12 protein-coding genes are annotated in these 11,624 nt (G+C 71.3%); 7 read left to right on the top strand and 5 right to left on the bottom strand.

Annotated elements, in window-relative coordinates:
- Positions 1–45: 45 nt before the first annotated feature.
- Complete coding sequence (locus AC07Y4_RS16610; RefSeq protein ID WP_487847600.1) at positions 46–813, bottom strand: DeoR/GlpR family DNA-binding transcription regulator; 768 nt, start codon at positions 811–813, stop codon at positions 46–48.
- Positions 814–891: 78 nt separating this feature from the next.
- On the opposite strand from AC07Y4_RS16610, the gene AC07Y4_RS16605 reads away from it, so the two are divergent.
- The 3 genes from AC07Y4_RS16605 to AC07Y4_RS16595 all read left to right on the top strand — a co-directional run bounded on the left by AC07Y4_RS16605 (position 892) and on the right by AC07Y4_RS16595 (position 4,646).
- The gene (locus AC07Y4_RS16605; protein WP_487847601.1) at positions 892–1,479 is read left to right on the top strand and encodes an NUDIX hydrolase; all 588 of its coding nucleotides are present in this window, start codon (positions 892–894) and stop codon (positions 1,477–1,479) included.
- Between the two features lie 7 nt (positions 1,480–1,486).
- On the top strand, positions 1,487–2,911 hold the full coding sequence (gene dacB, locus AC07Y4_RS16600; protein WP_487847602.1) for a D-alanyl-D-alanine carboxypeptidase/D-alanyl-D-alanine endopeptidase: 1,425 nt from the start codon (positions 1,487–1,489) through the stop codon (positions 2,909–2,911).
- 133 nt (positions 2,912–3,044) lie between these two features.
- Entirely contained in the window at positions 3,045–4,646 is a 1,602-nt protein-coding gene (locus AC07Y4_RS16595) for an alpha/beta hydrolase family protein (protein WP_487847760.1), read from the top strand.
- Between the two features lie 24 nt (positions 4,647–4,670).
- On the opposite strand, the gene AC07Y4_RS16590 is transcribed toward AC07Y4_RS16595, so the two are convergent.
- From AC07Y4_RS16590 to purE, 3 genes are read right to left on the bottom strand one after another with little or no spacing between them, the layout of a single operon-like run.
- Positions 4,671–5,672 carry an L-threonylcarbamoyladenylate synthase gene (locus AC07Y4_RS16590; RefSeq protein WP_062481928.1) on the bottom strand — a complete coding sequence of 334 codons (1,002 nt, stop codon included), beginning with the start codon at positions 5,670–5,672 and terminating at the stop codon, positions 4,671–4,673.
- On the bottom strand, positions 5,669–6,862 hold the full coding sequence (locus AC07Y4_RS16585; RefSeq protein ID WP_062481925.1) for a 5-(carboxyamino)imidazole ribonucleotide synthase: 1,194 nt from the start codon (positions 6,860–6,862) through the stop codon (positions 5,669–5,671). The genes AC07Y4_RS16590 and AC07Y4_RS16585 overlap by 4 nt, the downstream gene beginning before the upstream one ends.
- Positions 6,859–7,404 (bottom strand): 5-(carboxyamino)imidazole ribonucleotide mutase, encoded by a 546-nt coding sequence (gene purE, locus AC07Y4_RS16580; protein ID WP_095950504.1) that lies wholly within the window; start codon positions 7,402–7,404, stop codon positions 6,859–6,861. Before purE ends, AC07Y4_RS16585 begins: the two co-directional genes overlap by 4 nt.
- Before the next feature lie 36 nt (positions 7,405–7,440).
- On the opposite strand from purE, the gene AC07Y4_RS16575 reads away from it, so the two are divergent.
- The 4 genes from AC07Y4_RS16575 (at position 7,441) to AC07Y4_RS16560 (ending at position 10,687) form a co-directional block, all read left to right on the top strand.
- Positions 7,441–8,361 carry a tetratricopeptide repeat protein gene (locus AC07Y4_RS16575; RefSeq protein ID WP_307637667.1) on the top strand — a complete coding sequence of 307 codons (921 nt, stop codon included), beginning with the start codon at positions 7,441–7,443 and terminating at the stop codon, positions 8,359–8,361.
- Positions 8,362–8,493: 132 nt separating this feature from the next.
- Positions 8,494–8,802 (top strand): helix-turn-helix domain-containing protein, encoded by a 309-nt coding sequence (locus AC07Y4_RS16570; protein ID WP_487847603.1) that lies wholly within the window; start codon positions 8,494–8,496, stop codon positions 8,800–8,802.
- Positions 8,803–8,851: 49 nt separating this feature from the next.
- Positions 8,852–10,141: a type II toxin-antitoxin system HipA family toxin gene (locus AC07Y4_RS16565; RefSeq protein WP_487847761.1), complete on the top strand. Its 1,290-nt coding sequence runs from the start codon at positions 8,852–8,854 to the stop codon at positions 10,139–10,141.
- 102 nt (positions 10,142–10,243) lie between these two features.
- Positions 10,244–10,687 (top strand): META domain-containing protein, encoded by a 444-nt coding sequence (locus AC07Y4_RS16560; RefSeq protein ID WP_159274102.1) that lies wholly within the window; start codon positions 10,244–10,246, stop codon positions 10,685–10,687.
- Positions 10,688–10,698: 11 nt separating this feature from the next.
- Here the strand turns inward: AC07Y4_RS16560 and AC07Y4_RS16555 are convergent, their stop codons facing one another.
- Entirely contained in the window at positions 10,699–11,607 is a 909-nt protein-coding gene (locus AC07Y4_RS16555; RefSeq protein WP_062478299.1) for a phosphoribosylaminoimidazolesuccinocarboxamide synthase, read from the bottom strand.
- Between the last annotated feature and the right edge of the window lie 17 nt (positions 11,608–11,624).

Raw genomic sequence — 11,624 nt, 5'->3', positions numbered from 1 at the left:
CGCCATTATCGAGGGCGGACCTCGGCCGCGCAGGGGCGGGGCGAATCAGCCGGCCTCGTCGGCGCGCAGGATCGCCAGCCCGGCCGCGCGCAGCGGCGCCAGCGCCTGCTCGGGGGCCTGCGGCGCCACCAGCAGCAGCGTCGCGTCCGCCAGCGGGCTGACCACCCAGGCCGACGCGGCCCCCAGCTTTTCGGACGAGGCCAGCACGACGGTCTCGGCCGCGGCGGCCATCAGCGCGCGCTTGATCTCGGCCTCTTCCGCGTCGCCCGTGGTCAGGCCCGCCTCGGCGTGCACGCCGGTGGCGCCCATGAAGTAGGTGTCGGCATGGATCCGCGAAATGGCCGCCATGGCCGCCGCGCCGACCGCCACCATCGAATGCCGGAAGAGGCGCCCGCCGATCAGCACCACCTCGATGCCGGCGTGCGCCGCCAGCTCGACCGCCACCGACGGGCTGTGCGTGACCACCGTGGCCTGCAGCGCGAGCGGCAGGTGGCGCGCCAGCTGCACGGCCGTGGTGCCGCCGTCGATGAACACCACCTGCCCCGGCTTCACGAGGCGCGCGGCGGCGCGGCCGATGGCCACTTTTTCGTCGGGCGCGAGCTGCTGGCGCCCGCTGAAGTCGGCCTCGGCCGCCGCGACGGGCAGCGCGCCGCCGTGCACGCGCTGCAGCAGCCCTTCGGCCGCGAGCTCGCGCAGGTCGCGGCGGATGGTGTCTTCGGACAGGGCCAGTTCCTCGCTGAGCGCCTTGGCGACGACCTGGCCGTCGCGCCGCAGGACCGAGAGGATGTGTTGCTTGCGCGGTCGGGTGAGCATGGGTCGATGGTAACGTGTTTGCACGTTATTGCACGAATCTTCTTGATATTGCACGAACTCGGTTCTATGCTCGCCGCCATGACCATTCACGACCGCGTCCGGGTGCACGAAGTCACCCTCCTGTCCGACAACTGGTACACGCTGCGCACCACCGCCTTCGACTGGCGGCGCAATGACGGCGAGTGGCAGCGCATGCACCGCGAGACCTACGACCGCGGCAACGGCGCCACGCTGCTGCCCTACCACCTGAGCCAGCGCACGGTGCTGCTCACGCGGCAGTTCCGCTACCCGGCCTTCGTCAACGGCCACGACGACCTGCTGATCGAGGCGGCCGCGGGCCTGCTGGACAACGCCGCGCCCGAGGAGCGCATCCGCGCCGAGGTGGAAGAAGAACTGGGCTACCGGCTCGGCACCGTGCAGAAGGTGTTCGAGAGCTTCATGAGCCCGGGCTCGGTGACCGAGAAGCTGCACTTCTTCGTGGCGCCCTACGAGGCCTCGATGCGCGTCGGCGCGGGCGGCGGGCTGGCGGAAGAGGGCGAGGACATCGAGGTGCTCGAGTTGGGCATCGACGAGGCGCTGGCCATGGTGGCCGACGGCCGCATCGCCGACGCCAAGACGATCATGCTGCTGTACCACGCGAAGCTGCACGTGTTCCCGCCGGGATAATCCGCGGATGCCTTTTGCCTCCCGCCGTGCGCAGACCTTCGCGCTGACCCTCGCCCTGCTGGCCCCGGCCGGCGCCCTCGCCCAGCAAGCCCTTCCGCCCCAGGTCGATGCCGCCCTCGCGCGTGCCAAGGTGTCGCGCGAGGCCGTGACCCTGCTCGTGGCCGATGCCGACGCGGGCCGCGCGCCGCGCCTGGCCTGGCGCTCGCAGGTGCCGGTGAACCCGGCCTCGATCATGAAGCTGGTGACCACCTACGCGGCGCTCGACCTGCTCGGCCCGGCCTACAGCTGGAACACGCCGGTCTACGTCGAGGGTACGGTGGCCAACGGCGTGCTCAACGGCAACCTCTACATCAAGGGCCAGGGCGATCCCAAGCTGGTGCTGGAGCGCGTGTGGCTGCTGCTGCGCCATGTGCAGGGCCTGGGCATCACCACCGTGAGCGGCGACATCGTGATCGACCGCAGCGCCTTCGAGACCACGGTCGAGAACGACCCGGCCGCCTTCGACGGCGAGCCGCTGCGCCCCTACAACGCCTCGCCCGATGCGCTGCTGGTGAACTTCAAGTCGGTCAACATGACCTTCGCGCCCGACCGCGCGGGCCAGTTCGCGCGCGTGAGCTACGAGCCCCCGCTGGCCAGCGTGGCGATGCCGCCCACCGTGCCGCTGGCGCCCGGCGAATGCGGCGACTGGCGCGGCGCGCTCAAGCCCGACTTCAGCGATGTGAACCGCATCCGCTTCAACGGTGGCTTTCCCACCGGCTGCGGCGAGAAGAGCTGGGCCGTGGCCTATGCCGACCCGCGCACCTACAGCCTGCGCGCCATCGGCGGCATGTGGGCCGAGATGGGCGGGCGCGTGGGCGGCCAGATGCGCGAGGGCCGCGTGCCCGCGGGCCTGAAGCCGGCCTTCGACTTCGAATCGCCGCCGCTGGCCGAGGTGGTGCGCGACATCAACAAGTACAGCAACAACGTGATGGCGCAGCAGGTGTTCCTCACGCTGGGCCTCACGCAGAAGCAGCGCGGCACCTTCGAGGCCTCGCGCAGCGCGCTGGGCCAATGGTGGCGCGAGCGCATCGGCACCGGCGAGGCCTCGCCGGTGTTCGAGAACGGCTCGGGCCTGTCGCGCGACGAGCGCATCAGCGCCGCCGCGCTCGGCAAGATGCTGCAGGTGGCGTGGCGTTCGCCCGTGATGCCCGAGCTGGTGGCCTCGCTGCCCGCGATGGGCGTGGACGGCACGCTGAAGCGGCGCACGCTGCGCTCGGGCGGCGCGGCGCACCTGAAGACCGGCACGCTGCGCGACGCCTCGGGCGTGGCCGGCTACGTGCACGGCGCAAGCGGCCGGCGCTACGTGCTGGTGGCCATCGCCAACGGCGAGAACGCCGGCGCCGCGCGCGCCGCCTTCGACGCGCTGATCGACTGGACCGCGCAGGACCAGTGACTCGGACGGGGCCCGAGCCGCCCCGCTACTGAATAGGTTCTGCTCGCAAACGCTGCTTGCGCGCGGCCATGGCGCTGCCCAGAATCGGACGCTCGTTCGTTTTCGATACAACTCCAGGAGACGCGCCTTGACCTTGCAGCACCCACGGCATTCACAGCCCTCGTCCTTCCCGGCCCGCCGGGTCACCGCCGTGGCGACGCTCGCCGGCGCCACGTTGCTGCTCGCCGCCTGCGGCGGGGGCGGCGGTGGGGGCGGCATCGGCATCGGCTTTCCGCCGCCGGGCGGCGGCAGCGACACCGGGCGCGGCTCGGTCGTCACCAGCCCGCCCGAGCAGGGCACCAAGCTCACGGCCGACCAGTTCAGGGCCAGCCTGCAGGCCTCCGACCAGGGCAAGGCGCTGCTGCAGGTCACCGGCGCGCCCAAGTGCGGCGTCGACATGCGCTACCTCGAGTACCGCACCGTCGGCGGCAAGAACGAAGCCACCAACGCCACCGCCGCGATCATGGTGCCCTCGGGTTCCGACGTGGCCTGCAGCGGCGCGCGCCCCGTGGTGCTGTACGCGCACGGCACCACGCCGGCGCGCAACTACAACCTCGCCAAGTGGACCGACACCACCCAGCCGGCCGCCGGCGAAGGGCTGATGGTGGCGGCCATGTTCGCGGCGCAGGGCTACATCGTGGTGGCGCCCAACTACGCGGGCTACGACAAGTCGACGCTGCCCTACCACCCCTACCTCAACGGCGAGCAGCAGGGCAAGGACATGGTCGATGCGCTCACCGCGGCGCGCAAGACCTTCTCGGACATCGGCGCGAACGACGCCGGCTCGCTGTTCATCACCGGCTATTCGCAAGGCGGCTACGTGGCGATGGCCGCGCACCGCGAGATGCAGGCCACCGGCAAGACCGTGACGGCCTCGGCCCCGCTGGCCGCGCCCTCGGCCATCAGCCTCCTGACCGACTACACCTACCTGGGCTGGCCGGCGCTGGGCGCCACGCTGTTCGTGCCGCTGCTGTCGACCAGCTGGCAACAGCAGTTCGGCAACGTCTACAACAGCACCAGCGACGTCTACGAAGCGCAGTACGCCACCGGCATCGACACGCTGCTGCCCACCCTCACGCCGGGCACGCTGTTCTCCAGCGGCAAGCTGCCGCAGCTGGCGCTGTTCCCGGCCGACGGCAAGCCGGGCCCGGTGAGCCCCGAGCTGGCGATCTTCTACGGCGCCAACAACCTCATCAAGCAGAGCTTCCTCACGCAGGCGGCCACCGACATCCAGTCGGCCCCCTGCCCCGGCAACGCGCTGCCGGCCACGGCCGCGTCGCTCGGCTCGGCCACGCCGCTGGACTGCAAGCCCGCCACGGGCTTCCGCAAGGCGGCCATCGCCAACGACCTGCGCAACTGGGTGCCGACCAAGCCGATGCTGCTGTGCAGCGGCGCGAACGACCCGACCGTGAACTTCCTGAGCACGCGCGCCACGGCCGGCTACTTCCGCGCCAAGGGCATGCCCGCCGCCGCGCTCGCGGTGGTCGACCTGGAAGACCGCGGCGCCACCGACAGCTATTCGGCGGCACGCGCCGGCTTCGCGCAGGCCAAGGACCTGCTGACGCAGAGCACGCCGGGCAGCGCCGCCGACAAAGCGCGCGCCGTGACCGCGGCCTACCACGGCACGCTGGCGCCACCGTTCTGCCTGGCGGCAGCACGCGGGTTCTTCCAGGGTGTGCTGGCGGCCGGGGGCTGAGCCCCGCAGCCTGAGAGGCGTTGATCAGGCCGCTGCGGCGCGCTGCAAGCGGTCTTTCACACCTTCCCATTCGGGCGTGTCGGGCGGCGTCTCGACCCAGATCAGCTTCACGCCCTGCGCGTCGAACTCGCGCAGCACCGCGAACAGCTGCTGCGCGGTGGCTGCCGCGTCGTCGGGCATGCGCCGCAGCAGCACGCGCTGCGAGCGGCTGCGCACGTTGCTGCGCGTCCACACGGCGATGTGCGCGGCGTTGGCGCCGAGCACGTCGAGGCCGGTCTGGATCGCCTTGGGGTCCATCAGCCGCACCTTGGCGTCGGGCGCGTAGTGCGCCTCCAACGTGCCCGAGGCGCGCGGGTCGGGCGTGTCGAGCACCTCGCGGTCGCGCAGCGGCTCGCCGACGGCGGCCTCGATCTGGTCGCGCGTGATGAGGCCCGGGCGCAGCAGCACGGGCGCGCCGCGGCTGCAGTCGACGATGGTCGATTCGATGCCCACTTCGCAGGCGCCGCCGTCGACGACGAGCAGCGCGTCGCCGAACTCGTCGTGCACGTGCTGCGCCGTGGTCGGGCTGACGCGGCCGAAGCGGTTGGCGCTGGGCCCCGCCAGGCCGGGCACGCCCTGCTCGGCACAGGCCTCGAGCAGCGCCTGCGCCACCGGGTGCGCGGGGCAGCGCAGGCCGATGGTGTCCTGCCCGCCGGCCGCCGCCGTGCCCACGCCGGGCTGGCGCGTGACGATCAGCGTGAGCGGGCCGGGCCAGAAGGCCTGCACGAGTTTCTGCGCGAAAGGCGGCAACGGCTGGGCGAAGCGCGACAGCGCCTGCGCGCCCTTGGCGCCCGCCGCCACGTGGACGATCAGCGGATGGTCGGCCGGCCGGCCCTTGGCCGCGAAGATGCCGGCGACGGCGGTGTCGCTGCTGGCGTCGGCGCCCAGGCCATAGACGGTCTCGGTCGGAAAGGCGACCAGCCCGCCCGCGCGCAGCACGCGCGCGGCCTCGGCGATGGCGTCGGGAGCGTGGCCGTCGAGGATCATGCGAGCGCCGGCAGGCCCAGCAGCAGCGCGGCCTGCGAGGCATTGGCGCGCACGCTCTCGAGCGTGGCGCCGGTGAGGGTCAGGTGGCCCATCTTGCGGCCGCGGCGCGGTGCCAGCTTGCCGTACAGGTGCAGGTGGGTGCCGGGCAGGGCGAGCACCTCGCTCCAGCGCGGTGCGACAGGCTTGGCGCCGTCGCCTTCGCCGCCCGGGAACCACAGGTCGCCCAGCAGGTTGAGCATGACGGCGGGGCTGTGCTGGCGCGGCGCGGTCAGCGGCAGGCCGGCGAGGGTGCGCACCTGCAGCTCGAACTGCGACACATCGCAGGCTTCCATCGTGTAGTGGCCGCTGTTGTGCGGGCGCGGCGCCATTTCGTTGACCACCAGCGAGCCGTCGGCCAGCGCGAAGAACTCGACGCACAGCACGCCCACGTAATCGAGGCCGCTGGCGATGCTCTTGGCGGAATTGACCGCGCCCTGGGCCACGGTCTTGGGCATGTTCTGCGGGTGCACCTCGGTCACGGCGAGGATGCCGTCGCGGTGCAGGTTGCGCTGCGGCGGGAAGTGCACGATCTGGCCGTCGCGCCCGCGCGCCAGGATCACCGAGCACTCGAACTCGAGCGGCAGCATCTTCTCGAGCACGCAGGGCACGCAGCCGGCGGCCTGCCAGGCCTCGACCAGCTCGGCGCGCGTCTTCACGCGCTGCTGGCCCTTGCCGTCGTAGCCCAGGCGGGCGGTCTTGAGGATGCCGGGCAGCAGCTGGTCATCAACGGCAGCCAGTTGCTCCGCGGTCTCGATGACGGCGTAGGGCGCGCAGGGCACGCCGCAGCGCGTGAAGTGCGCCTTCTCGGCGATGCGGTCCTGCGCGATGGCGATGGCCGAGGCGGCGGGCGACACCGGCCGCGCCACCGCCAGGTGCTCCAGCGAGGGCGCGGGCACGTTCTCGAACTCGGTGGTCACCGCGTCGGCCAGGCCGGCCAGGCGGGCCAGGCCGTCGACGTCGGCGTAGTCGGTGTGGATGTGGTGGTGGCTCACGCGGCCGGCGGGGCTGTCGGCGTCGGGGTCGAGCACCGCGGTGAAGTAGCCCATGCGCTGGGCCGCGTGCGCGAACATGCGCCCGAGCTGGCCGCCGCCGAGCACGCCGAGCGTGGCGCCCGGGAGGATGGGCAGGTCGCCCGAATGGCCGGTGCTCACAGTGCACCCCCGCCTTGCGGCGAGAAGGGCGACACCGCCGCGCCCGCTTCGGGCGGCGGCAGCACCATGGCCTCGGCAGCGGCGGTCTGGGCCGTGCGGAAGGCGTCGAGCTTGGCGCGCAGCGCCGGGTTGTTCACCGCCAGCATGGCCACGGCGAACAGCGCCGCGTTGGCCGCGCCGGCGGTGCCGATGGCAAAGGTGGCCACGGGCACGCCCTTGGGCATCTGCACGATGCTGTAGAGGGAATCGACGCCCTGCAGGTGGCGGCTGGCCACCGGCACGCCGAGCACCGGCACCGTGGTTTTCGACGCCAGCATGCCCGGCAGGTGGGCCGCGCCGCCCGCTCCCGCGATGATCGCGGTGAGCCCGCGCCCGGCGGCGCTTTCGGCGTACGCGAACAGCGCATCGGGCATCCGGTGGGCCGAGACCACCTTCGCTTCGTGGCTGATTCCGAATTGCTGGAGAATCTCGACCGCGTGGCGCATCGTCTCCCAATCGGAGTTCGAGCCCATCACTACACCGACCTGAATGGTTTCGTTCATGGTTTCAATTTTACGTTTCACCCCCAGCTGTTCCCGATGATCGACATCACTCTCGAAAATTTCCAGGCCGAGCTGATCGAAGGCTCGGTCGCCACGCCGGTGCTGCTGGACATCTGGGCCGAATGGTGCGGCCCCTGCAAACAGCTCGGCCCGGTGCTCGAAAAGCTCGAAACCGAGTACGCCGGCCGCTTCACGCTGGCCAAGCTGGACGCCGACAAGGTGCCGCAGATTTCGTCGCAGCTGTCCGAGATGTTCGGCGTGCGCAGCATCCCGTTCTGCGTGATGTTCAAGGACGGCCAGCCGGTGGACGGCTTCGTGGGCGCCATTCCCGCCGAGAAGATCCGCGAATTCCTCGACAAGCACGTGCCGGGCGCGGAGGAAGCCGAAGCGGCTTCGGAAGGCGCCGCTGCGCAGGAAGCGCTGGCCGAGGGCGACACCCTGGGCGCGCTCGAGAAGCTGCAGCACGCGGTGGCCACCGACCCGGCCAACGACGACGCGCGCTTCGACTACATCAAGCTGCTGCTGCAGGAAGGCCGCATCGACGACGCCAAGGTCGCCTTTGCGCCGGTGATCGCCAAGACCACGCTGGTGCGCCGCTTCGATTCGCTGCAGCGCTGGATGGACGCCATCGATTTCGCCGCACCGGTCACCGGCTCGGCGCCGACGCTGGGCGACTTCGACGACAAGATCGCGGCCAACAAGCGCGACTTCGACGCCCGCTTCAACCGCGCCCGCCTGCTGATGGCCGCCCAGCGCTGGACCGACGCGATGGACGAGCTGCTCGACATCCTCATGCGCGACAAGAGCTGGAGCGAAGACCTCGCGCGCAAGACCTACATCGCGATCCTCGACGTGATCGAGCCGCCGAAGGTGAAGGTGGCCGACGGGCAGATTCCGCCGGACGATCCGGTGGTGGCCACGTACCGTCGCCGCCTGAGCAGCGTGGTGTTGAGCTGAACGGCTGAACGACGCATTGCGCCTTTCAGTGCGCAATTGAACAAGAAAGCGACCTGTGGGTCGCTTTTTTGTTGCCACCACCGCCCCATATAGATAGCATTGCTACTCAATTTCCGATAAAAGCGCATTGCAATGATCCAACTGACCGAAGAACTCGAAAAAGCCCGCAAGGCCGGCGGCCTGAGCCAGGAGGCGCTGGCCACGCGCGCCGGGCTGTCGCGCATGACGGTGCAGCGCATCGAAAGCGGGCAGATCGATCCGCGCCTGTCGACGCTGCTCGAAATGGCGCGCGTGCTGGGGCTCGAGCTGATGCCCGTGCCCGCCAGCCTGCGCCCGCAACTCGAAGATTTCGTGCGCTCGGGCGGGCGCCTGCTCGGCCAGCCGGCGGGCGTGGGCGCACCGCCGTCCATCGCGCAGAGCCTGGCCGACGAGAACCGGTGAGGCGGTGAGCACGCGCGCCGCCTTCAACACGGGCATCCGCTACCTGCGGATGCACCTGCACCTGCCCAATGGCGGGCGGCGCGCCATCGGGTACCTCTCGCAGTACGGCGACATCCTGCGCGTGTCCTTCGACGAGGCCTACATCGCCGATGCGGGCCGGCCCACGCTGTCGCTGGCCTACCGCGGCGCCGACGAAGCGGCCACGCGGGCGATCCTCGCGTCGGCGCGCGATGCCCGCGTCTCGCGCAGCGACGGCCGCTGGCCCAGCTACTTCCAGAACCTGCTGCCCGAGGGCCACAACCGCGAGCGCCTGGCGCAGCAGCGCGGCTGCGCGGCCGACGACGAGTTCGAGCTGCTGGCCGCCGCCGGCCACGACCTCATGGGCGCGCTCGAGGTCGAGCCCGTGCCCACGTCCGAAGGCATTCCCGACACGGTGCGCCACTGGCACACGGCGCTGGGGCTCGACGTGCTCGAGCCCGGCTTCGTCGAGATGCCGGTGGAAGACGCCGCCGCCATCCCCGGCGTGGTGACCAAGTTCTCGGCGGTGCAGGACGGGCGGCGCTACGTCGTCAAGCGCCACGGCGCGGCGGGCTCGTTCATCCTCAAGCTGCCGAGCACGCGCCACCCCGACCTGGTCGCCAACGAATACACCGGCTACCGCCTGTGCGGCGCGCTCGGCCTCGACTGCGCGCAGGCCCACGTGATCGACCGTGCCGACGCCGACCTGCCCGAGCAGGTGCCCTTCGCGCAGATCCTGGCGGTGCGCCGCTTCGACCGCACGCCCGAGGGCGGGCGCATCCACATGGAAGAGTTCGCGCAGGTGCTGCAGTACGAGCCGCGCCAGAAGTACGGCCGCGGCCTGGCCACCGACTGGCCCGCCATGCTGCGCGTGCTCGACCGCCTGTCGCCGAACCCGGTGGCCGACGTGCGCGAGTGCGTGCGCCGCCTCGTGGCCTTCATGCTGCTGGGCAACAGCGACGCGCACCTGAAGAACTGGGCGCTGCGCTACCCCGACGGCGTGGCGCCGGTGCTCGCGCCGCTGTACGACCCGGTCTGCGTGGCCGCCTTCTTCGAGGACGTGCCGGCGCGCGACTACGGCGTCAACCGCGCCATCGACGCCACGCTGCGCGCCTTCGACGGGGCGGCGCTGGAGGCGCTGCTGCGCACGGCCGGGCTGCTGCGGCCGGCGCGTCTGATGGCCATCGCGCGCGACACGGTGCGCCAGGCCCAGGCCGAGTGGCCCGCGCTGCTGGCGCAGGACGGTACGCCGGCCAGCGTGCGCCGCTGCGTCGAGGCGCGCCTCGCGGGGGGCGTGGCCCTGGCGGCCCTCGGGGCCTGAAGAAGCCCGGATGCGCCATCGGGCCTGTCTTCGCACCGGCCACGGCGTCGCATACGATGGCGCCGGTTTTAACTTGTTGCAGATTGAAAAGGAAAATTGGCCATGCGTTCCTTCGCCCGCCGTACCGCGCTCCCCGCCATTGCCTCGGCCGCGCTGCTGCTGACCGCCCTGACCGGTTGCGGCAGCGGCATCAGCCTCGACGAGCCGATCGAAGGACCGGTGTGGCGCCTGGTGCAGCTGGGCGATGAGCCCATCGCGCCCGGCGGCGATGCGCAGCTGCAGTTCGACCGCAACAGCGGACGGGTCAGTGGGTCGGGCGGCTGCAACCGCGTCACGGGATCGTTCACGCGCGCCGGCGTGTCGCTCAAGCTCGGCCAGATGGCCGCGACGCGCATGGCCTGCGCCGACCCGGTGCGCGGCGCCAACGAGGCGCAGTTCCTGTCGGCGCTGCAGAACACGGCCAGCTACCGGCTGGCGCCGGGGCGGCTCGCGCTGCTCGATGGCAGCGGCCGCACGGTCGCGCTGCTGAGCAGCGGCAACCGCTAGGAAAAAACAGATCAGCCGTGGGTGAGGCGGTCCAGCGCCTCGCGGTACTTGGCGGCCGTCTTCTCGATGACTTCGGCCGGCAGGCGCGGCGCCGGGGGCGTCTTGTCCCAGGGCTTGCCGTTGATCTTGGTGGCCTCGAGCCAGTCGCGCACGAACTGCTTGTCGTAGCTCGGCGGGTTGGTGCCCGCAGCCAGCGCGGCCTCGTAGCCCTCGACCGGCCAGTAGCGCGAGCTGTCGGGCGTGAGCACCTCGTCCATCAGCACCAGCGTGTCGTTCTCGTCCAGGCCGAACTCGAACTTGGTGTCGGCAATGATCATCCCCTTGGCCAGCGCGATCTGGGCCGCCGCCTCGTAGATGGCGATGCTGACCTCGCGGATCTGCTGGGCCAGCTTGGGGCCGACGACCTCGACCACGCGCTCGTAGCTGATGTTCTCGTCGTGCTCGCCAGCCGCGGCCTTGGCGGCGGGCGTGAAGATCGGGCGCGGCAGCTTGCTGGCGTTGGTCAGGCCCTCGGGCAGCGGCACGCCGCAGACGGCGCGGTTGTCCTGGTATTCCTTCCAGCCGCTGCCGGCCAGGTAGCCGCGCACCACGGCCTCGACCGGGATCGGGCGCAGGCGCTTGACCAGCATCGAGCGGCCCGTGACCTGCGCCACCTCGTCGGGCTGCACCACGCTCTCGGGCGCTTCGCCCGTCAGGTGGTTGGGGCACAGCGCGCCCAGGCGGTCGAACCACCACAGCGCCATCTTGGTGAGGATCTCGCCCTTGCCCGGGATGGGCTCGCCCATGATCACGTCGAAGGCGCTGAGCCGGTCGCTCGCGACCATCAGGATGCGGTCTTCGCCGACGGCGTAGTTGTCGCGCACCTTGCCGCGCGCAAGCAGGGGCAGGCTCTGGATGGAAGAGGTGTGAACGGTGGTCATGGACGGATGCTCGGCTG

This window comes from Variovorax sp. GW460-12-1-14-LB1 (assembly GCF_059423605.1).
This window is presented reverse-complemented; position numbering and strand designations above follow the sequence as displayed.